We start from the raw sequence: 20904 nt of genomic DNA, 5'->3' as shown, positions 1-20904 counted from the left end.
TCGACAGCGTAATAAAAATGCACAATTTATTGCGCCTTTGTTCGATAACCCAGCTGATGATAAACAAAAAACCCGGCCTTGTGAGCCGGGTTTTTTATTGTTGCAGGCTTTAATCTTATTGCGGATTCAAGCCCATGATTTGCAGCACTTTCACGAAGTTGGCTTTTCTGTCAGCCAAGCCATCTACTGCGCCGCTGATTGGGCAAGTAGCTGCCGGACAGCCGCGGTTTACAATGCCGGAAATCTCGTTGATAAATGCATCGCCTTTTAATCCGCCATCAACGTAAGCTTTCAAGCGTGCATAGTAATCCCAGTTGTACGCCGGATCGTTGTAGCCTTGCACTTCGTTCATCCAGAAGAACAAACCGGCGATCCATTTAATTTCACCGTGCTCGGTTGATGAACACACCAATTGCGGGTTAGAGCAAAGATCCATATCGGCGTACAGCGGTTGTGCAGGTGCCGGAGTTACTGGGACACCGTCGATCACTTGGCCAGCATAAGCAGGATCAACATGGCTGCGGCCGAGGAAGTGGTTCAACTTACCAAAGTTCAACCGACCAGTGGTTTGAATAACACCGCGCCCCCACCAACCACAACCTTCAATGCTCTTACCTGCACTGCCATTCCACACAAACTTACCGGCTTTTTGGCCGTCATACACTTTACCTTCTTCACGCAAATAAGCCTGCGCAGATTTATCCACGGTGGTGACTGCAGGGAACCATGCGCTGTAATCCCAGTAACCCACACTACCATTCACGAGCAAACCTTTCTTCGCCAACACGCGATCAGGCGCAGTGAATAATGGACCTGGAGCGCCGTACCATTTTGCATTGGTGTTCGCGGTGATTTCCATTTTTGGATTGCGTGGGCAAGAGTATGGATTGTCGCGGCCGGTAATTGGGTCTTGGCCGTAGGATGCATAATCTTGTTGCAGTTGACCGCATGATGCAGAGATCGGATAGTTCACTGGATCACCGGTATTGATCGACCAGTTATTTTCATCACACGCATCGTATTGGATAGTTTCTTTCATACTTTGTGAAAGGAACGCTGCAATTGCCACCTTGGCGTATTTGATATTGGTTGCATCATCTTTTGTTGGATCAATTAACCAATATTTGGTTGGCCCTACACCTACGTTGTGCATTGCATTTAACGCCATCAAGAAATCCGCCCACTTGTAAATGCTGGAAGGTTCTTTGCCATTGGATGGTGTGGTGTAAAGGAACGCCTGATTATTCATGGCGTTTTCAACGCTCGCCAAATCGCTGTTCAACTGCGCAATGGTGGTGATCGCACTTGCAGTGGTTAATTCACCTGAGCCGTACAATGGCATACCACCATTGGCTTTATTGGCAGCAATTTTATTTTTCAACCAACCGTTATCGGTTGCACTGTTTGCAGTTGGAACAACACCTACGCCGGTTTTGCTACCCCACATAATCGCAAACACGTTGCTGTATGCGGCGCGGCGCAAACCGGAAATACCCCAGTCGTACGGCGTTTGCTGTAACAAGGCATTCACACTGCTTGCACCTGTGTACACCGATGAATTAAGCGGAATGCTCAACACATCACTGCGCACATTGCTAATGGTTTTTCCAATACTTTTATCGCCCATGAAATAGGTACCGGCGGTGCCTGAATCATTTGCCAGATTGTAACTGCCAGTAGATTCACTCACGCTCGCTAAGTGACTACCAGGAATTTGCCACAGCATTGCCGGAACTGATAATGAATCAGTCACCTGACGCACGTAATTCAAATAATTTTCCCATTGTCTTGCACCGTAAGCATAAGCACCGCGCGCAGAAGGTGACAAACCATCGTCAGCCGAGGTATCGAACGCGAAGAAATCCGGGCGATAACTATTCGTGGTGTAAGCACCGATGCTATTGGCAAAGGTGGATACAGAGAAAGCCGCTGCATTCCAGACATCTTGCAAGCCATCAAAATCGGTATGCACCCAGGTGTTATTGCCAGGGCTTGATACACCCGCAACCCAACCGAAAGAGACATCCGGACTCAAACGTTTAATCAACAAATTGTGTGCTTGCACCCAACCGGTGATGTTGTTTTGCAACGCGCTATCCACTTCGGCTTTCACATTATTCAAATTATAAATGGCCGATAAAGATTGGCTGCCGATAACAAAGTTCGCATCATTGGTTAACGCATCTTTCACCGCTTGTTTAACATCAATCGCCACCCATGCCCCCTGGCTACCAAATGCAGTTTTAAAACTGCCATTTTGGTTCGCTTGCCACTGCGCTAATAAACCAGCGTTAAGCACGATTGCACCGGGGTTCGGATGCGATGAATCTTTACTCGCCTGCAAGGTTGCTGCAACGCGAATCAGATTTTGGAAATGCTTAACCATATTGGCAGAATTTAAAATATCGTCCGCACCAATATCGGTTGCATCAGCTGTGGCAACACCAATCACCGGCAACACAGAACCACCGCCTACGCGTTCAATATCACGCGCTTGCACAATGGTATTGTTGGTAACATTGGGTGCAATCACTTGTCCACGGTCGCCAGTGCCATTACCTTCGTTATTGAAAACAGAATCCACACCGGATGCAGCAAGCGCATCGTTGGATGCGGTGTTGTTATCGGTGAAAGAACCCATCGCCAAATCACTTGGCCAACCTTTTACTTTCAAACTCACGGGATTTGCGCGCACCGGAAAATAACCGGTAATCGCCACGCTCACACTGCTACTGCTCGCGCTGCTCACACTGGAGGGAGCGGATGAAGAAGAAGGCACAGATGAAGAAGACGGAATAATTGAACTGGAAGAACTTGAAATGCTATTCAACGATGATGCACTGGAGCGACTGCTGCTCACCGATGACACGCTTGATGGCGCAACCGAGCTGCTACCTGTGCCCGTACAATTTTGCACAAATGCCCAGGAGCCATCGCTACCCGGAACACTTTGCGTCCACCAATTTGCTTTATACGCAACACCCTGGTGTTGCATTTGATCACCGCCCGCAGCATATGAAGGATTACCGGACCAATCTTTTTGGGTCCAGTTCGGGTAAACATTAATGCCCGCACACACACCGGTTGAAACCGAAGAGCTGCTCGATGAAATACTGGAAGGCGCAACACTGCTCGATTTACTGGAAGGAGCAACACTGCTTGACGATACGCTTGATGGTGCCACGCTGCTGGATGACACACTGGAAGGTGCAACACTACTTGAGGTCACGACCGAATCGCATGAACCCAAATCAGCCCATGCATTACTTGCCGCCCAACCTACACCCGGCTCATAAGGGCCGCCAATTGAACACCAACCACTCACGGTACAGCGGTAGGCCTTATTGACATTTTTTACCAGCGCACCCGTTGTATAAGCGGAGCCATTTACATACTGCGCCAATTGGCTACAGTCGTAAGCTTGGGCTGTCGTTGACCACAATAATCCCGCTGACGACATCAACATCAACTTTGAAATTATTTTCATTATTTTCCCCTCGTGATTGATTTTATTTTCTTCGGGCAATAAAACGCCCTCCCCTGTGATCGGGGTAATTTTTATTTCACTTGATTCACACAATCGCAAAACAACGGTGATTCCAACATCAGCAAAAAATACCAACGGAATCCCGCTCTAAGAGAAAAGGGCTTAACAATACTGCAGCAGGCGTAATGCATTAATTATGTTGCGCGATCCTATTTTTTTTCAGGCAATAGGATATCGCTCTGAGTTTTCACTCAAATAAAATAATGATCAGCGGACTATTCAGTGATTAACCCGTTATTCGTTAGATTTTTTATTATTCCCTTGTTGTAACCCAGCGCTGTAGTTCCCAACAGCTATTCCAACAAAAGCATTCCAACAAACATCGATAACCAACTAACAAGAAAACACTCAGAACTGAGTACTTGAACATCTCAAACTACGCCCAATGGACAACGTTGTCAAGTTTTGTAAATATCCACGATAAGATGCTGCTACCAAACAAATACTCTCGTGTAACCAATTGAAACAGCCCGATGATTTTTTCATGAGGCTGAAAGTTATTTTCACCCTGCAAACCATTTATATAACCTTATCCAGCTTTTTGGGCACTTATTGGATGCGGATGAAGGCAGGCTGACTAACTGGAAATAGACAACCTGCTTGGAAAAACCAACATCTATTTTTTGCAAAAACAGACCTTTCCAAGCTTATCCAAACGCTGGGGATTATCAGCCATTATGCTAAGATCGCGCCCGCATCTTTGCTCGCCTCTGCGGCAACCTTGCATAGGACTTATGTTGGATTTCACCGCTCATTAATGGAGCTTGGGATGGAGCTTGGGATTATGAAAAAAATGGTTTATGGCAGCCTGTTTTTATTGGCAGCTTGTGGCGGCGGTGGTAGTGGAAGCGGTAATGGAGGCGGTAACGTATTCGGCAACACGCAATATGGTACAGCCGCGATTGCCGGATTGTGGGACCTGTCGGAAGAGGTTTCTCCGGGTGTGCGCGACGAGCTTTATTTGCATATCGCAAGCGACGGAAAAGGCACCTTTTATGATTACGCGGGCGATACCTACGATGAATGGGGAAATTGTTACTGGATTGATTCCGGATTTGATTTTACTCACGTAGAGAAAAATACCTTTAAGCTTGGAACATTAAATACAATCAGTGTTGAAGCTTACGTGACCAACAATAAGCTGACGCTCAAATTGCCCGACGTTGGCGACCTTGATGATGACGGCAACACGGTGGAAATACTGACCGAAGAAGTGCCAAAAGCAACCAATAAAAATGTTGCGAACTTCAAGCCAGAATGTTCTGACTCTATGGCAACAGCCAGATCACTCATTCCAGCCAAAGGCAAAAAGCCTGATGCAGTATTGATGATTAAATAAACCAGATTTAGTCAGGTTAAAGGGCGCACTAAAATGCGCCCTTTTTTATTGACGAAAAAAGTTGTTGCATTAGATAACGGCTTCAACAACTAGCTAACAGCCATAATAAAAAAGGCCCGCATAACGGGCCAGAGGTCTCAGAGAGACAACACGCAAGACAGCATCATGTATCAAAAAATTACTCTTCCAAATAAACAATCACGCCGATTTTTGCTCTTGTGATTGCACCATTACACTGGGAAGAAACCAGGTTTCTGCAATTTTGAAATGCAAGTTACCAATTTCCAATTGCAACTCATCAATGTACTCATGCAAACCGGATTGCAATAACTTGTCCAAATCCGCTTCGTCCAATTTGTGCTGGATATTCACAATGGCGGCCAATACTTTTTCGCTATTCGGCAACGCCCACAAACACTGCTCCAACTGTTTTAGGCAGTGGGATACGGCGCGCGGAAAATCTTCGTTTTGCAGTAAAAAACCCACCACTGCATTGGCATTTACCCGGTCACGCACATGTTGGCGATACATTTGGTATGCGCTTAAAGAACGCAGCACACTCATCCAAAGGATGTTGTCGTAAGGCTCTAATACTTCCGTTCCACCAATCGACAAATGTGGCAATAAATTCACCAAGCCGACATCGACGATGCGTGTACTCATGTCGGCGCGTTCGAGATTTCGCCCGATACGGATGAGATCGTAGGCGTTGTTGTGGCTCATGCAGCCCGCCAATAGGCCGGTAAATTGTTGCACGCTGCTGATAACATGCAGCAGGATGATATTGCGGTCGCGGCGCGAGGTAACTTTTTCGGCGCGGTCGCGAATGTAGTGATACAAATCATTAATTAATTCCCATGCTTCCATGGGCATGATTTCACGTGTGATGCGCGAATTTTCGCGCGCAAAACTCAATGAGTTAATTAAGGATGCAGGGTTGTCTTTGTCCGCCAGTATAAAATGTACAACGGTTTTTTCATCTGCACTTAAAGTATCTTTTTTAAAATAACTGCCGGTGCCGCTGATATCGATCAACGACCCCCAACCCACCCGCACACCGCTCGGCAAATCCAATAATAAATTCGAGTTTACATTTACAAGGCGCGCCGTATTTTCGCAGCGTTCCATGTAACGCCCCAACCAATAAATGCGCTCAGCTACACGGGACAACATAATTAGTCCTCCACCACAATCCAGGTATCTTTACTGCCACCGCCTTGCGATGAGTTTACGACATAAGAATCTTTGCGCATTGCCACGCGTGTTAAGCCGCCTGGTGTTACGCAGTGATCTTTGCCTTGCAACACAAACGGACGCAAATCGATATGGCGCGGCTCGGCATTACCTTCTGTGAGAATAGGCGCAGTCGATAATGAAATCAGTGGCTGTGCCATATAGTTGCGTGGATTCGCTTTTATACGCAGCGCAAATTCTTCCAATTCTTTTTTGCTCGCCTGTGGGCCGATAATCATACCGTAACCGCCCGATTCGTTTGCAGGCTTCACGACTAACTTATCGAGATTTTGCAACACGTAATCGCACTGTTTTTTATCCACACATAAATAACTGGGAACATTCGGCAGGATGGGCTCTTCACCCAAATAATATTTGATCATGTCAGGCACGTAGGTATAGATGACTTTGTCATCTGCCACACCCGCACCCGGTGCATTAGCCAGTGCGACATTGCCTTTTAGCCATGCACGCATTAACCCGCGCACACCCAATACCGAATCAGGATGAAACATTTCAGGATCAAGGAATAAATCATCAATACGACGATAAATAACATCCACACGTTTCAAACCATCAATACTGCGCATATAAACGCAGTCATCGCTATCAACAACCAAGTCATTACCTTCAACCAATTCCACGCCCATTTGTTGCGCAAGGTATGAATGTTCAAAATAAGCAGAGTTATAAATACCAGGCGTGAGCACCACAATTTCCGGGCGGTCTGATTTACGCGGCGAGAGCGATGCAAGTGTGTCGAATAATTGATTGGGATAATCGGTGACGGGAACGATGTTATGGTTTTCAAATAATTCCGGAAAAACCCGCTTGGTGACTTTGCGGTTTTCCAACATGTAAGACACACCGGAAGGCACACGCAGGTTGTCTTCCAATACAAAAAATTCGCCTTTGTTATCGCGGATTAAATCGCTGCCACAAATATGTGACCACACACCGTATGCCGGTTTCATACCGATGCATTCTTTACGGAAGTTGACTGAGTCTTCAAATAAATAAGAAGGTACAACCTTATCTTTGATAATTTTTTGGTCGTTATAAATATCGTTGATAAATAAATTCAACGCCGTCAATCGCTGGATCAAACCGCGTTCGGTTTTTTGCCATTCACGTTGCGGAATGATGCGCGGGATAATATCGAATGGCCATTCACGGTCGATATTGCCTGCATCGCTATACACCGTAAACGAAATACCCATGGTTTTAATCGCAAGTTCAGCAGAGAGTTTTCGCTCTTGCAATTCTTCGCCGGAAAGTGAGGCCAGATACTGCGCAAGATGTTTGGTTTCAGGACGGGGGTTACCGGGCGAGCTAATCAATTCGTCGTAAAAATTGCCAGAATGGTAATTCTGCCAATCAATTTTCATTTCACTCATGGTGACTTCCTTAAGCATGCGCGGCCTCGCTTTATTGTCTCTGTAGAGAGGAGTTTCTCTGAGCATCGGGTCTGATTATCTTGTTGTTATAGCGCCCGCTGAAATTCGTCCCTGGTTCCATTGCTCCGCTCCCGGAAGACTTTCAGCGAGCTACAACCCGAATCCTGCAAAAGCATTGCCAACTAACTTAACCGCTCCCAAACATTCTTATGCTATTTCTTTTATCCCAGCCCTTCCAATCGGGCAACGATGAAAACAATCCAGCGATTTCACCTATTACGCAGAGTTTTAGCCGTCGTTTATCACTCGCCAAGGGATTGGCCACCTAAAAATTTGATTGCCGTAGGCTGAAATATTTTCCTGTGAACAAAAAACTTAGGGGCTTACCTTAAACCAACCCGCAATACTCTGGCGTTGGCGGCTCGCGGGGAGGACTTCATGGGGAAATTCTTCACTCAGAAACAGCACCAGCCTGCCGCATTCTGGTGCAACACGAACTAACTCGTCCTTGCCTGCTTCATCATAGAGCACCAATTCGCCGCCTGCTGCAAAATCCCAATCCACATTTAAATAAAATACGCTGGAAACCTTGCGGCCCGGTTTTCCGCGAAATGCATCGCTGTGTTTCTTATAAAAAGCACCGGGGTTATAACGCGCAAAATGCGCCTCATAATCACATAACCCAAGAAACAAACGCTGGTTAAGAGCGCTGCGCAGTTTATCCATAATGGATAAAAACTCTGTGACACTGGGATCACCCGGCTCCAACCACTCTATGGCATCACCACGCACAGTATCGTTGAGCTGGAAATCCTCATTGCGGCCAACCCCTGCCCTTTTCAGCTGGGCATCTTTGGTATTGATAAGTTCGATAAGCCCATTGGTGAGCGTATCGGGAAATGCACCGTCCAGAATAATAAAGCCAGGGCCGGCGAGTGCATCGGCAATTTCATCGAACTTTTCTGCAAGACAACATGTGTCTTGAGAATCAAACTTGCTGTTAGACATACACACCATCATCGTTCAGGTTAAGAATGATTACAGGATTAACCAGATTAGCCATTATAGGCTTGATCCATGTCAATTCGTTTAACTGCGCCGGTTTTTACTATAACGACTCCACACTAACAGGTAGGCGTTATGCGCAACTTTGAACAACCACTTGAATGGGATTCGGCACTTATCCAACGCTACGATTTGGCAGGGCCGCGTTATACCTCCTACCCTACCGCGCCACAATTCCGTGAAGCATTCAGCCAGTCTGCCTTGTTCCGTGCAATTGTGCGCAGCAATCTCGCGCATCGGCCACTGTCGCTGTATTTCCACATTCCATTTTGTGAAAGCCTTTGTTACTACTGCGGTTGCAACAAAGTCGTCACGCATAATAAAAGCCGCGCCCTTCCCTACGTGCAACGCATGATTCAGGAGCTGTCGCTTTATGCCGATTTATTTGAACCCGGAAAACAAGTGCAGCAACTACACTGGGGCGGAGGCACACCAACTTTTATTAGCGATGATGAAATGTCGCTACTCATGAATGCGAGCCGCCGTTTATTTACATTTGCTGATGATGAATCAGCTGAATTTTCAATTGAAATTCATCCGGGGCAAATCGCTCCGGATAGATTGCGCCACTTACGTAAGCTGGGATTTAACCGGATCAGTATGGGTGTACAGGATTTTGACCAGGACGTACAAAACGCTGTTAACCGTTTTAACACCTATGAACAAGTCGCCGCTCTGATGCACACCATACGCGAGCAACAATACCAATCCGTCAGTATGGATTTGATTTACGGACTGCCACTACAGAACCAACAATCGTTACACGATACTTTGCAGCAAGTAATTGGCTTGGAACCAGATCGCTTATCGCTATTTAACTACGCGCACATGCCACATTTGTTTAAAAGCCAAAAGATGATTAACGAAAGCGATCTGCCATCATCTACTGAAAAATTAGAGATGTTGCAGCTCGCGATTGAGACCCTGCAAGCTGCAGGCTACGTGTATATCGGTATGGACCACTTTGCCAAACCCAATGATCCGCTTGCCATTGCACAGCGACAAGGGAAATTGCAGCGAAACTTTCAGGGATATTCAACCCATGGCAATTGCGATTTATTAGCCTTGGGTGTGTCATCCATCAGCATGATTGATAATGTGTACGTACAAAATGCAAAAGATTTAACCACCTATCAACAAAAAATGGATATGGGCTTGCTGCCTATTATGAAAGGTTTTAGTTTGAACCAGGAAGATATAGTGCGGCGCTTCGTGATCAACCAATTGATTTGCCATTTTGAGTTGGCTTTTGCAGATGTCATACGTGAATTTGAAATTGATCCAAAAATGCATTTTCAAAAAGAAATTACGCAGCTGCAATCAATGCGTGAAGATGGATTATTAAGCATTGATAACAGCGGCATTCATGTCCACAACAAAGGCCGCTTGTTAATTCGCCGAATTTGTATGGTATTTGATGAATACCTGCAAAAACAGCAGAACACGGTATCACCCATCCGTTACTCAAAAATTATCTGACCGACATTAACTATTGAGATGCTCGGGTAATTTTTTAATCGTATAAATATCGTAACGGCTGGATTTTCCTTCCAATTGGTATGAGGGAGTTTGATTATTTAAAAACGGAGCTTTGCGCGGGCGCTTGACCACTACCCGATAATTCACACGCTCAAGCGCCAGTGGTAAAAGTGAATCGGCATCTTCATCTTTACCAACAATATCGTGAAATGCGGCCATTTCTTTTTTAACGTCGGCGCTTTTATTTCGTTCGGGAAACATCGGATCAAGATAAATCACATCGGGAAGTGCCGATGCATCCAGTGAGGCCAAATACGCGCCACTATCCTGCGTAATCAATTGCATACGCTGTAGCACCACTAACAATTCAGGATCTTGCTCACGCGCATACGCCAATGCACGCATTAATCCGTCTTGCAATAACACTTGCACAATGGGTGAACGCTCAAGCAGCGTAACGGGACAACCCAAACTCGCCAACACAAAACTGTCTTTACCCAAACCGGCTGTTGCATCCAATACATGTGGGTAGCAGCCCGATTTAATGCCGACTGCTTTGGCAATCATCTGCCCTTTGCCACCACCAAATTTCCGGCGATGATCAACCGAACCCGCTGTAAATTCCACCAGAATAGGTCCAGGTGCCTTGCGTCCAGTTTGTTGCAACGCCACACGCGTTTCATCAACGAGCAATACGAATTCAGCACTGGTGATTGAGTCTGGCGATTGATCACGTAACAAAGGGATTTGCAGCTGCGAGGCCAGTGATTTAACCCATGCAGTGCGAGCAGAGTTGAGTAGTAAGTCATTGCATAAAATAGCGATATTGGATGAGCTGGACATAACAACCAAGGGCACAGTAAATAGAGCAGCTATTATCTACTGTGCCCTTGTAAGCGCAACTATTTTTCCAGTTTAAAAGTCACGCGATCACGCACATCCGGTGTTCTGACTGGATTACCATCCACCACATTGGGTTTGTATTTCCAGTTTTTAATTGCCTTTAAGACGCTGCGGTTAAAAACGCTCGATGGATGAAAACCAATAACGCGAATATTATCAGTGGTACCTAATTCCGTTACATCAAACATGACATCCACATAACCCTCTACACCTTTTGCCAACGCCGATTGCGGATATTGCGGCGGCACTTTAATGAAAGGAATCATTTGACCTGTACCGGCTATTCCAGCACTGATAGGTGGTTGCTCTATCACCATAGGACCGCCCAGATTGATCGCGGTTGAACCGGGATCAATCTCGATAGGTTCAACCATCGCGATTTTCGGTGGCTGCTCTACCTCAACAGGACGCACAGGTGGCTCATCGATTCTGGTATCAATTCTTGGAGGACCTGCCATAACAACAACCGGAATTTTCGGAGTATCGTCTACTATTTCCACTGGCTGTTCGTTATTGACCAATGCCTGCATCATCCAAAGAAGGCAAGCTGTCATAAACACACCCAAAGGTAACCCCGTGAAAATGCGCGCAAGTATATGTATTTGCTCATCGCCAGAAGCGACTTTATTTAATGGATTAACGGTTATTGCTTTACTCATGATGACATCCTCAATGTTCGGGCAAAACATGGCCCTGCCCGAGTAAGGGCCATTAAAAACAGCAGGGAAATACAGCGTGAAATTTATCGACGAATAAAATTAGTCGTCACAAAAAATTTATCGTCGGGAGAAAGACGATGCGGGAATCAGTTGAAAATGGTATGTCTCTGTAACACCTTGAACAATGACTGCTTGACCATCAATAATCTGCGGGCGATAACGGGATTTTTTAATCGCCCCCAGTACATTGCGATCAAAAATTGCTGATGGGGATCGAGCAATAATTCGCGGCTCAATAATTTCACCTTCGGTACCTATAGAAAATTCTACTTGTACCCAACCTTCTATTCCTTTTTGAAGCGCCACCGCAGGATATTCCGGCGTTACCAAATCTACGGGCAAATAACCTTGTATCTGAATACGGGGAATATCGGGGCGCATTTGCTCCAGCGATAAACCATCCGAAAACTCTTTTTTTACAGGTTTGCTGACATGTACACGAGTAACCTCCAGTCGGTCATCATCCCATTGGGGATATTCTTGCAGCGCCGGTTTAATCCGCTGGAGCAATTCCCAACTAAATGGCTCGACAATAACAGATTTATTACTCTCAACCGGTTCATTTTTTGTGAGCTCAGGCCACTGGATTTCTAACAAAAAATCACCCCGCTGACGCAATTGTTCCTGCAGAGGCAGCAACTGCACGCTCGCCCAAAACACCAACACTAATACACTACAAATAGTCCAGTACTGAGCCGTTTCCATCGCCACTGGTTGATGTGACCGCTGCTGGTCAAGCAATGCCATAATGCGCCAATACACAGGAGACTGACCACGCATACGTAAACTCTCCGATGAATCGGCTGATTCATCTGCACTGGCAATTGCTAATAAATTTTTGGCATACACAAGATGTTTATCGCGCAGTTTAAAAATATAATCATCACATGCGATTTCAGCTTGCTGATAAATTTGATTGGCAACCCACCAGATGGGCACTAAAAACCAGAAGCATGCGCAGGTTATTTTCACCAATAACAATGTCAGCCAATCCCAACGTGCAATATGTCCGAGCTCATGAATAAGCGCACTGATTTGTTTATCTTCACCCCACAATAGTGCTGCACGCGGCAGCATAATAACCGGGCGGAAAAGCCCCCAAGTTTGTGGAGAATCAATATCGCGATCCATCACCAAACGAACATTGCGTTGTATACCTACCAATTCACGCAACATATTTAACTGTGCAATCAATTCCGGTGACTTAGCTGGCTCCGCTCGCCGTGTTTGCCACCAAAGCCCAGCGATACCCAGGAGTAAATAAAACAGAATAGTGCTCGCGGGCAATACATAAATTGCCGTCGCAAACAGTAATTCACGAGGGGATGAGTGGTTGCTTAACCACGTATTAATCGCATCCAACCAGGACGTAGGTAACTGAAAAGCCGACGCTAAAGAAGGGAACAACGAAATTGATGTGTCGCTTAATCCAAACGTGAGCAACACCAACAAAAACACACTGATTACACCAAGACTCAGCACAAAATGTTGCAATGATGCGGAGCGTTTGCGTAATAGCCACCACAACGCGCTAATGACGAGCAATAAAATAGTCGGCTTTATTAGTCCGGAAATAATAAAACTGGTCATCAGTTGGGTATTCATTTACCACCTGCCCATGCGTTTATCTAACTGTTTGATTTTTTATTAAATCCCGAGCTCATTGCTGAGATGATTGGGAATCGCGCGCGGCATCCTCAATCGCTCTTTGCAGTTGCTGAACTTCTGTTTCACTCAACTTTTCCCGGTTCATGCCAAGTAGCGCATTGACCGCTGCCGTAGTTGAACCACCAAAAAATGTTTTTAGTAACTTTTGTAGCGCCGATGCCCGCGCCTCTTCTGCAGCGATTACCGGAAAATAAATATAACGGGGGCCATCCTCGCGAAAATCAACGATCTTTTTCTCTACCAACTTGGCCAATAACGCACGTACTGCCGAATAACTTGGCGCATCAGGAATTGCCGCACGGACATCCTGCGCTGACAGTTCACCCGCTTCAAACAATGCATCCATTATTTGCCGCTCACGTCGACTCAGTTGCGCGGCAGCGCTTTTATCCAGATCATCTAAAGTCATTGTTATCACCATTAATAAAAAATGTGCTCTGCCTGATTTTCGGGTTGCCAGAGACTTACCCGTCGTCGCTGCTAATTTTTTAGCACCATGCTAATAAAATAGCACCACCGCTCAAATGGTCAAGTAAAATGTGCTAAAAAATTAGCACACCCCTATTAACCCTATGAAATTTAAGATAATAAAAAAGCCGCCAAGCAATGCTTGGCGGCTTCAGGTAACCCAAATAACGTTTATTCGTTAGGAATCAATTCCAGCTCAACACGGCGGTTTTGTTCGCGGCCACTTGGAGTATCGTTGCTAGCTAACGGGTAACGTGAACCATAGCCATAAGATTGAATACGTGCGCTACTCACTTTCTGACTACGCAAATACATGGCTACACTGTCGGCGCGGCGTTCGCTCAACGGCTGGTTAATTTTGTCGCCACCTGTAGAGTCTGTATGTCCGGTTACGCGAATGGAGGTTTGGTTAAACTCGGCCAACACTTTTGCAACTGAGTTGAGCACATCGAAAAAGTCAGAGCGAATATCCGCACTATTGGATGAAAACGTAATATTTCCGGGCATAATCAATGTCAGGTTATTGCCATCGCGCTGAACCTGTACACCAGTGCCTTGTAATTCAGCACGCAGTTTGGCCTCCTGGCGATCCATATAATTACCGACACCGCCACCAATCACCCCACCAAGAACAGCACCTTTTAACGCGCGGTCACGACGATCTTTTTTATTGTCGCCAGTAGCAGCACCTAACACTGCCCCCGCAACAGCGCCAATACCGGCACCTTTAACAGTCTTACTGGTCTTTTGTTCACCGGTATAAGGATCTGTAGTGGTACACGCAATCAAGCTCATGGAAAATAATAATGCGAGGATATATTTCATGTTGGACTCTCCTGTAAAACAAAAATAAAAAAACATCATGTCAATTTAACAGATAACTACTTAAGTGGAATTGTTAATTAAGGGGAATTGTTAAATAGCGGAACTGAATAAATACTGAATTTCAAATCCAATGATTGCTGTACAGCCCGAACCTTATTAAAGTGCTTACATTCAGCACTTATTAATTCAACCTGAGAAAACTCGCTATGTATAACAAATTTCCTTTTGCTTTTTGTGGTCTTATCGTCAGTTTTTTAATTACGGGTTGTAAAAACTATTCAGTGAGTGTGAATGAAAATGTTGTTTACACACCACCCTCAATATTCAAAAACTACCAATTAGCAGATGCTAAATTGCACGATTGTGTTGAACAAACTATTTACGATCAACACATCACCAAAGCGGAAGATTTGAAACGATTAGACTGCAGCGATGCAGGCATTACATCACTTTCAGGATTAGAAACATTTTTTGCATTAAAAGAACTTAATTTGGCCAACAATCAGTTAGTTGCCATAGAAACCATCGGCCAATTAGGACGTTTGGAGAAATTAATGTTGGGAAATAACAAAATCAACAACGCGGCACCGCTATTGCATTTGTTACATTTAAAACACTTGGATGTAACAAACAATCCACAAATGGGCTGCAAAGACTTAAAACAACTCTCACAAAACCTGAACAATCAAAAGCTTGAACTGGCATTGCCGACACAATGCTTATGAAAAACCCGGGCGCTTTAACTAGCGCCCCGAACAAACATCAAACCAATGGTATTACGGAGTTGGTGCACCACGCGCATACGTACCGGGTCTGCATTGATAGCACCAACGGCTTTTTTAAACTTTACTGAAACCTCAGTTCCCACAGGTGGACAGACCTGATTTTCTATTTGGACTTGCGCGCCACCATCGGAAATATCTTTAGCAAATCCAATGATTGTTCCAAAGCTGGGGTGCGACATTTCAACCCGGACAGAGGTTGATGTACGCTCAAAAACGCGGCGTTCATTCACTGTGAGTTCTCCATAATTAACTTGCTGTTTATTCATCTATGCATTGTTGCGCGTGATAATTCACTCACGAATATTGCTGAGTATAGATAGAATTAGACAAAAATCATCTACCACCTCTGTGAAGAAGTGGTTGTCAGCAAAACATACAACTAAACACACAAATAAAAAGGGGGCTCTGCGCCCCCTTTTTTAATGTTTGGATCGCATTCTTAGAATGTCAAACCAAGACGCTGACCAACCATTTCGTAAGACTCGACCACATTGCCCAGATTTTGACGGAAACGGTCTTTATCCAGCTTTTCACGTGTATCTTTATCCCATAAACGGCAACCGTCCGGTGAAAACTCATCACCAAGGATTACTTCACCTTTATGCAGACCAAATTCCACTTTGAAATCAACCAACAGCATGTTGCCTGCTGCAAACAAATCCTTAAGTACAGCGTTGATTTTGAAGGTCAGCTCTTTCATCCGTGCCAATTGTTCAGGTGTTGCCCAACCAAATGACTGCACGTGGGATTCATTGACCATTGGGTCGCCCAGGGCATCGTTTTTAAGAAAGAGCTCAAACGTAGGTGGATTCAAATCCATGCCTTCCTGAACCCCTAGGCGACGCACTAAAGAGCCTGCTGCGAGATTGCGCACAACGCACTCCACCGGAATCATTTCCATCGTTTTCACCAAGGATTCGGTATCAGATACCAACTTGACGAAATGCGTGGGTATACCCGCTTCTTGTAACTTACCCATGATGAATGCATTGAACTTATTGTTCACCATGCCTTTGCGATCCAATTGTTCAATGCGCTTGCCATCAAAGGCAGACGTATCGTTGCGAAACAACATGATCAACAGATCAGGATCGTCAGTTTTATAGATGGACTTGGCTTTGCCAGCGTAGAGTTGTTCGCGCTTTTCCATTGATAGGCCTGCTATTCGAAAGTAAAGAATTAAACTTGTAGTTAAGTAACCGACAACCAGTCAAAACCCTGGTTTTGGCAGGCAAAAGTCACTTGTTTGACTTCTGCCGTAACCGACTCCAGAGCAGCTTGCGCCAGCTCCAGCGAATTATTTTGTTGGCTGATGTGCGCTACGACCAAATGCTGCAGCCGCGCACAATTGAGCCGCTGTAAAAACCCGGCAGCTTGCTGATTGCTCAAGTGCCCCCAGAGCCCGCCAACACGTTGTTTTAACGATGGTGGATATGGTCCGGAGGCCAACATAAAAGGATCATGATTAGCTTCAAGCACCATCGCATCCAAATCCTGGTAATGCGTTTCTACGTGGGAGGTAATACTTCCCAAATCCGTTAGCACCCCCAATCGTAACCCTTCATATTCAAAAACAAATTGCGCAGGTTCGCGTGCATCATGGGGGACAGCAACAGGAACGACCTGCAAATCATTGAGCAAAAAAGGAGTATAGGCCTCAATTAGTCGCAAATCAGGTAACTCACCCAAATCCCTACTCTGCCAGGTTCCCGGTGTCATATAGACCGGCAAACGATAGCGCCGAGCCATAGCTGCGACACCTTTTATGTGGTCAGTATGCTCATGGGTTACCAATATCGCCGTCAGATCTTCTGCACACTTCCCTAATCGCTCAAGCCGTTGATTGGCTTCTTTGACGCTGAAGCCACAATCAATCAACAACGTCCCTGCGGCCCACTCGATTAGGGTTGAATTACCGCGGCTGCCACTCCCAAGGGATGCAAAGCGCAGGGAACTTCCCATTTAGATCAGGTTTCTACGCAGCACAGTTAACAACTCACGAGCCTCATGGGGAGTCAAACGTTTTCCATAAGGATCGCGGACGCGGACAACAAAATTGTTGCTGCTTCCGGTTACAACAATCAAATAACCCGGCGCATCAGGCAATGTTTTTTCTTCGTCACGATCAGAGCGAGGCGCCTTTTCAAAAGCATCCCCAGTCAACATATTGGTTTTGATTTGCTCCAACGAGTAAGGAGTGGTTGGGGTTTTAGGCTCCAAACCAATACGGAACAAACGTTTGAGCCAACCCGGCTTAGCATCTTCCGGATTTATGTAATGAACATAGTAGATACCCGCATCGATATCTTGATCGAACGTAGAGAAGCCATCGCGTTTGGCTGCATAGGTCAGAGTTGCAAAGGTGCGCTGACGATCCAGCTTGATGGTCATCAACGGCTCATTGCCTGACACACCTAGATTTGCTTTTACCGAGCCCCCAATCGCCTGTGCGAGTAATGATGTGCCACCTTCAGCCGTTTCGCTCGCCAGAGTTGCTGCAAGTTCATCCAACATCCACTTTTCACGATCAGGATTAACTGAACGGCGCGGCCAACCCAGAGTGGGTGCTGGTTTTTCCGCGACAGGAACACTCATGTGGGTAATGTGGATTTCAGTAGTCTCGGGCTGCACACCTTGATCGATCTGCAAGCGATAACGATCATAGGTTGATAAGTCAGTCTTAAATTGTAACCAGCTGGTCTCAATGATGCCTTTACCAATATCCGCTTTACTAACGGCCAAGGTATTCACATTCAGGAAATTACGAATTCGTGGCCAAACTTCGCCAGGTGCCGCATTCAGTAAAATCCAACTTTCATTACCTACACGTTGAATTTTGACGTTTTCTTGCCCCAGGTTTGCAGACAAGGGCATAGGCCGTGGCACTTCATAGTCATCTGCACTCGGATCAAAACCAAAATCAGTCGCAGTAATTGGTGGGATTGGATACAACTCTCCCATGGTTTCTGATTTTGTCCCGGCGGGCAACACAAGCGGAGGAATATTATCGGCTTTCAAATAATCACCTTCGCGATTACGAAAAACGCCTTCATCGCCAAAAAACGTGCCGCACCCTGACAGGGAAAACCCTAAAGTGGCAACTAGCAGAACCCATAATGGGCGCTTGAAATTAATAGTCAATAATGGTTTTTTTGTTATGGTCATTGCGTTAGTCGGACTCATTAATCATCTCGTGACAACATGCAACCCAGAGGTTATCAGACCCCGGCGAGTTGCATCGCTGATTTAAGCTGTTGGTGATACTGCTCTGACAAACGTGTCAGCGGCAGGCGAATACCCGATTGGATCATCCCCATATGCTCAAGGGCCCACTTCACCGGAATCGGGTTGGATTCAACAAACATAGCCGTATGCAAAGGCAGTAAACGCTCATTAATTGCAAGCGCTTCACTTGCATTACCTGCCAGAGCCAATTCGCACATACGTGCAATGGCAGCAGGTACGACATTCGCCGTGACAGAAATATCCCCTTTACCCCCCAAAAGAATTAAATCAGCTGCGGTTGCATCATCACCCGAAATAATTGCAAAGCTGGACGGGGCTTGCTCGATCAGCACTTTAGCGCGCTCAAGATCGCCCGTTGCCTCTTTGATTCCAACGATGTTAGGCACCTTGGCCAAACGCAGTACTGTTTCCGGCTTCATATCCACCCCGGTACGACCGGGTACGTTGTAAAGGACTTGTGGGATAGCAACTGCGCGCGCGATATGAGTATGGTGCAATACCAAGCCTTCCTGAGTCGGCTTGTTGTAATAAGGCGTCACCAGCAGGCAAGCATCCGCACCTATATCTTTTGCCGCTTGAGTCAACTCAACCGCTTCTGCAGTAGAGTTAGCACCCGTACCGGCGATTACCGGAATACGGCCATTTACTTGATCAACCACTTTTTTGATGACAGCCAAATGCTCATCAACATTCAGCGTTGGCGATTCACCGGTAGTCCCCACAGCAACGATTGCATGTGTGCCTTGCTCCAGATGCCAGTCCACCAATTTATGCAAGCTCGCCCAATCGAGAGAATTATCTGCATTCATCGGTGTTACCAGGGCAACCATACTGCCTTGAATCATCTGGGGGCTCCGTTAGCTAGTGAACTTAAAGTAGCGCTTAAAAATTGAGGAATGGGGTGACTGTATAACGAAAGGCGACATGGTACTGAGTGGTGCCAGACGAAACAAGCAAAACACTATTAAACACCATTGCCGACACTTATTTTTTAAAATCCAACATTCGCTGCAATGGAATCATCGCTCGTTTACCCAAGTCCAGGTCAACATGGATTTCGTTATCTGCCCGATCAAACACACTTGCCAGATTATCCAACACATTCATTGCCATCCAAGGGCAGTTAGCACACGAACGGCAAGTTGCACCACTTCCCGCCGTGGGGGCGATATGGAAAGTCTTATCAGGATTGACCTGCTGCATTTTGTAGAAAATGCCTTGGTCCGTTGCCACAATGAACTCACGATTGGGTAAAGTTTGCGCCGCTTTGATCAGCTGCGACGTCGATCCAACCACGTCAGCCAATTCCACTACCGCCTTGGGTGACTCGGGATGCACCAGCACAGCAGCACCTGGGTAAAGAATTTTAAGATCCTCTACACCTTTCGCCTTAAACTCTTCGTGAACAATGCAGGCACCATCCCACAGTAGAACATCAGCGCCGGTTTTTTGCTGAACATAAGCACCAAGATGCTTATCAGGTGCCCACAGAATTTTTTTACCTTGTCGATCCAAATAATCAACCACATCCAAAGCAATACTGGAAGTCACGACCCAGTCAGCACGTGCTTTCACTGCGGCAGAGGTATTGGCATAAACCACCACAGTACGGTCAGGATGCTGGTCGCAAAACGCAGAAAACTCATCGATAGGGCAACCCAAATCCAGCGAACAAGTCGCTTCAAGGGTCGGCATAAGCACACGCTTTTCAGGTGTAAGGATTTTGGCTGTCTCACCCATGAATTTAACACCTGCAACAATAAGAGTGTCCGCAGAGTGATTTTTGCCAAAACGGGCCATTTCCAAAGAGTCAGACACACAGCCACCTGTCTCTTCAGCAAGCGCCTGTATCAAGGGATCGGTGTAATAATGAGCAACCAATACGGCATTATGCTGCTTGAGCAATGCTTTGATACGCGATTTATATTCTGCCTCTTGCTCAGGAGTATATTGAGGTGCACTCCAGACACGCGCCAGATGTTGTTTGACGAGATCTTCGGCAGCAAGATCGCGCACAGCAAGATTCAGAAACTCGGACATACATCGCCTCACTAAAACCAACTCGCTTGGGCGAGTCATAAATTTGCGCCAAATTTTATCACAGAGAAAACGATGGGTTGGCTGTTAAATCTGGAGCTTTGCAAGAATCAGTTATTTGGTGCAATAAAAAAGGGCGCTTTATTAAGCGCCCTTTTTTATTTCAATGTGGTGGGTCGTGCTGGATTCGAAC

General features: G+C 45.9%; 18 protein-coding genes. 3 read left to right on the top strand and 15 right to left on the bottom strand.

All coding sequences use genetic code 11. The annotated features are described in order from the left end of the window. Window positions 1-115 precede the first annotated feature (115 nt). Window positions 116-3487: a cellulose-binding domain-containing protein gene (locus tag B2739_RS13465; RefSeq protein WP_331346366.1), complete on the bottom strand. Its 3372-nt coding sequence runs from the start codon at window positions 3485-3487 to the stop codon at window positions 116-118. An 844-nt stretch (window positions 3488-4331) separates the two neighbouring features. On the opposite strand from B2739_RS13465, the gene B2739_RS13460 reads away from it, so the two are divergent. Further along, window positions 4332-4886, top strand: a complete 555-nt coding sequence (locus B2739_RS13460; RefSeq protein WP_331346365.1) for a hypothetical protein — start codon at window positions 4332-4334, stop codon at window positions 4884-4886. 198 nt (window positions 4887-5084) lie between these two features. Here B2739_RS13460 and B2739_RS13455 read toward each other — a convergent pair whose 3' ends face one another. The 3 genes from B2739_RS13455 to B2739_RS13445 all read right to left on the bottom strand — a co-directional run bounded on the left by B2739_RS13455 (window position 5085) and on the right by B2739_RS13445 (window position 8524). Next, entirely contained in the window at window positions 5085-6059 is a 975-nt protein-coding gene (locus tag B2739_RS13455; RefSeq protein ID WP_331346364.1) for an alpha-E domain-containing protein, read from the bottom strand. Window positions 6060-6061: 2 nt separating this feature from the next. Continuing rightward, window positions 6062-7507, bottom strand: coding sequence for a circularly permuted type 2 ATP-grasp protein (locus tag B2739_RS13450; RefSeq protein WP_331346697.1), 1446 nt, complete (start codon window positions 7505-7507; stop codon window positions 6062-6064). Between the two features lie 384 nt (window positions 7508-7891). After that, a complete protein-coding gene (locus B2739_RS13445) occupies window positions 7892-8524 on the bottom strand; it encodes a 2OG-Fe(II) oxygenase (RefSeq protein WP_331346363.1) in 633 nt (210 codons plus the stop codon). A 132-nt stretch (window positions 8525-8656) separates the two neighbouring features. Here B2739_RS13445 and hemN point away from each other — a divergent pair, with 132 nt between their 5' ends. Further along, window positions 8657-10060 (top strand): oxygen-independent coproporphyrinogen III oxidase, encoded by a 1404-nt coding sequence (hemN, locus tag B2739_RS13440; protein WP_331346362.1) that lies wholly within the window; start codon window positions 8657-8659, stop codon window positions 10058-10060. A gap of 6 nt (window positions 10061-10066) precedes the next feature. On the opposite strand, the gene B2739_RS13435 is transcribed toward hemN, so the two are convergent. The 5 genes from B2739_RS13435 to B2739_RS13415 form a co-directional block, all read right to left on the bottom strand. After that, the gene (locus B2739_RS13435) at window positions 10067-10903 is read right to left on the bottom strand and encodes a class I SAM-dependent methyltransferase (protein ID WP_331346361.1); all 837 of its coding nucleotides are present in this window, start codon (window positions 10901-10903) and stop codon (window positions 10067-10069) included. Between the two features lie 59 nt (window positions 10904-10962). After that, window positions 10963-11622, bottom strand: coding sequence for a TonB family protein (locus B2739_RS13430; protein ID WP_331346360.1), 660 nt, complete (start codon window positions 11620-11622; stop codon window positions 10963-10965). A 117-nt stretch (window positions 11623-11739) separates the two neighbouring features. Continuing rightward, window positions 11740-13287, bottom strand: coding sequence for a TonB family protein (locus B2739_RS13425; protein ID WP_331346359.1), 1548 nt, complete (start codon window positions 13285-13287; stop codon window positions 11740-11742). Between the two features lie 55 nt (window positions 13288-13342). Next, window positions 13343-13759, bottom strand: coding sequence for a BlaI/MecI/CopY family transcriptional regulator (locus tag B2739_RS13420; protein ID WP_331346358.1), 417 nt, complete (start codon window positions 13757-13759; stop codon window positions 13343-13345). Between the two features lie 230 nt (window positions 13760-13989). Then, complete coding sequence (locus tag B2739_RS13415; protein ID WP_331346357.1) at window positions 13990-14643, bottom strand: OmpA family protein; 654 nt, start codon at window positions 14641-14643, stop codon at window positions 13990-13992. Between the two features lie 206 nt (window positions 14644-14849). Here B2739_RS13415 and B2739_RS13410 point away from each other — a divergent pair, with 206 nt between their 5' ends. Next, window positions 14850-15368 carry a leucine-rich repeat domain-containing protein gene (locus B2739_RS13410; protein ID WP_331346356.1) on the top strand — a complete coding sequence of 173 codons (519 nt, stop codon included), beginning with the start codon at window positions 14850-14852 and terminating at the stop codon, window positions 15366-15368. Between the two features lie 14 nt (window positions 15369-15382). Here B2739_RS13410 and B2739_RS13405 read toward each other — a convergent pair whose 3' ends face one another. From B2739_RS13405 to nadA, 6 genes are all read right to left on the bottom strand, one after another. Continuing rightward, a complete protein-coding gene (locus B2739_RS13405; protein ID WP_331346355.1) occupies window positions 15383-15694 on the bottom strand; it encodes a PilZ domain-containing protein in 312 nt (103 codons plus the stop codon). Between the two features lie 173 nt (window positions 15695-15867). Next, on the bottom strand, window positions 15868-16578 hold the full coding sequence (gene purC / locus B2739_RS13400; protein ID WP_049630327.1) for a phosphoribosylaminoimidazolesuccinocarboxamide synthase: 711 nt from the start codon (window positions 16576-16578) through the stop codon (window positions 15868-15870). Window positions 16579-16619: 41 nt separating this feature from the next. After that, window positions 16620-17390, bottom strand: a complete 771-nt coding sequence (locus B2739_RS13395; RefSeq protein WP_331346354.1) for an MBL fold metallo-hydrolase — start codon at window positions 17388-17390, stop codon at window positions 16620-16622. Continuing rightward, window positions 17391-18611 carry an outer membrane protein assembly factor BamC gene (gene bamC, locus B2739_RS13390; protein ID WP_331346353.1) on the bottom strand — a complete coding sequence of 407 codons (1221 nt, stop codon included), beginning with the start codon at window positions 18609-18611 and terminating at the stop codon, window positions 17391-17393. 35 nt (window positions 18612-18646) lie between these two features. Beyond that, window positions 18647-19519 carry a 4-hydroxy-tetrahydrodipicolinate synthase gene (dapA, locus tag B2739_RS13385; protein WP_331346352.1) on the bottom strand — a complete coding sequence of 291 codons (873 nt, stop codon included), beginning with the start codon at window positions 19517-19519 and terminating at the stop codon, window positions 18647-18649. Window positions 19520-19658: 139 nt separating this feature from the next. Then, on the bottom strand, window positions 19659-20714 hold the full coding sequence (nadA, locus tag B2739_RS13380; protein WP_331346351.1) for a quinolinate synthase NadA: 1056 nt from the start codon (window positions 20712-20714) through the stop codon (window positions 19659-19661). Window positions 20715-20904: the final 190 nt, after the last annotated feature.

The sequence above is a fragment of the Cellvibrio sp. UBA7661 genome (genome assembly GCA_002483365.1).
Classification (GTDB): Bacteria; Pseudomonadota; Gammaproteobacteria; order Pseudomonadales; family Cellvibrionaceae; genus Cellvibrio.
Note: the sequence above shows the minus strand (reverse complement) of the source record. Positions and strands in the feature narration are given on the sequence as shown.

Coding starts and splice junctions, on each gene's coding strand:
- purC (WP_049630327.1), bottom strand. CDS start 16,578: ATGGAAAAGCGCGAACAACTCTACGCTGGCAAAGCCAAGTCCATCTAT.
- B2739_RS13445 (WP_331346363.1), bottom strand. CDS start 8,524: ATGTCTAACAGCAAGTTTGATTCTCAAGACACATGTTGTCTTGCAGAA.
- B2739_RS13465 (WP_331346366.1), bottom strand. CDS start 3,487: ATGAAAATAATTTCAAAGTTGATGTTGATGTCGTCAGCGGGATTATTG.
- B2739_RS13395 (WP_331346354.1), bottom strand. CDS start 17,390: ATGGGAAGTTCCCTGCGCTTTGCATCCCTTGGGAGTGGCAGCCGCGGT.
- B2739_RS13460 (WP_331346365.1), top strand. CDS start 4,332: ATGAAAAAAATGGTTTATGGCAGCCTGTTTTTATTGGCAGCTTGTGGC.
- B2739_RS13405 (WP_331346355.1), bottom strand. CDS start 15,694: ATGAATAAACAGCAAGTTAATTATGGAGAACTCACAGTGAATGAACGC.
- B2739_RS13430 (WP_331346360.1), bottom strand. CDS start 11,622: ATGAGTAAAGCAATAACCGTTAATCCATTAAATAAAGTCGCTTCTGGC.
- hemN (WP_331346362.1), top strand. CDS start 8,657: ATGCGCAACTTTGAACAACCACTTGAATGGGATTCGGCACTTATCCAA.
- B2739_RS13410 (WP_331346356.1), top strand. CDS start 14,850: ATGTATAACAAATTTCCTTTTGCTTTTTGTGGTCTTATCGTCAGTTTT.
- bamC (WP_331346353.1), bottom strand. CDS start 18,611: ATGAGTCCGACTAACGCAATGACCATAACAAAAAAACCATTATTGACT.
- nadA (WP_331346351.1), bottom strand. CDS start 20,714: ATGTCCGAGTTTCTGAATCTTGCTGTGCGCGATCTTGCTGCCGAAGAT.
- B2739_RS13450 (WP_331346697.1), bottom strand. CDS start 7,507: ATGAAAATTGATTGGCAGAATTACCATTCTGGCAATTTTTACGACGAA.
- B2739_RS13420 (WP_331346358.1), bottom strand. CDS start 13,759: ATGACTTTAGATGATCTGGATAAAAGCGCTGCCGCGCAACTGAGTCGA.
- B2739_RS13455 (WP_331346364.1), bottom strand. CDS start 6,059: ATGTTGTCCCGTGTAGCTGAGCGCATTTATTGGTTGGGGCGTTACATG.
- B2739_RS13415 (WP_331346357.1), bottom strand. CDS start 14,643: ATGAAATATATCCTCGCATTATTATTTTCCATGAGCTTGATTGCGTGT.
- B2739_RS13435 (WP_331346361.1), bottom strand. CDS start 10,903: ATGTCCAGCTCATCCAATATCGCTATTTTATGCAATGACTTACTACTC.
- B2739_RS13425 (WP_331346359.1), bottom strand. CDS start 13,287: ATGAATACCCAACTGATGACCAGTTTTATTATTTCCGGACTAATAAAG.
- dapA (WP_331346352.1), bottom strand. CDS start 19,519: ATGATTCAAGGCAGTATGGTTGCCCTGGTAACACCGATGAATGCAGAT.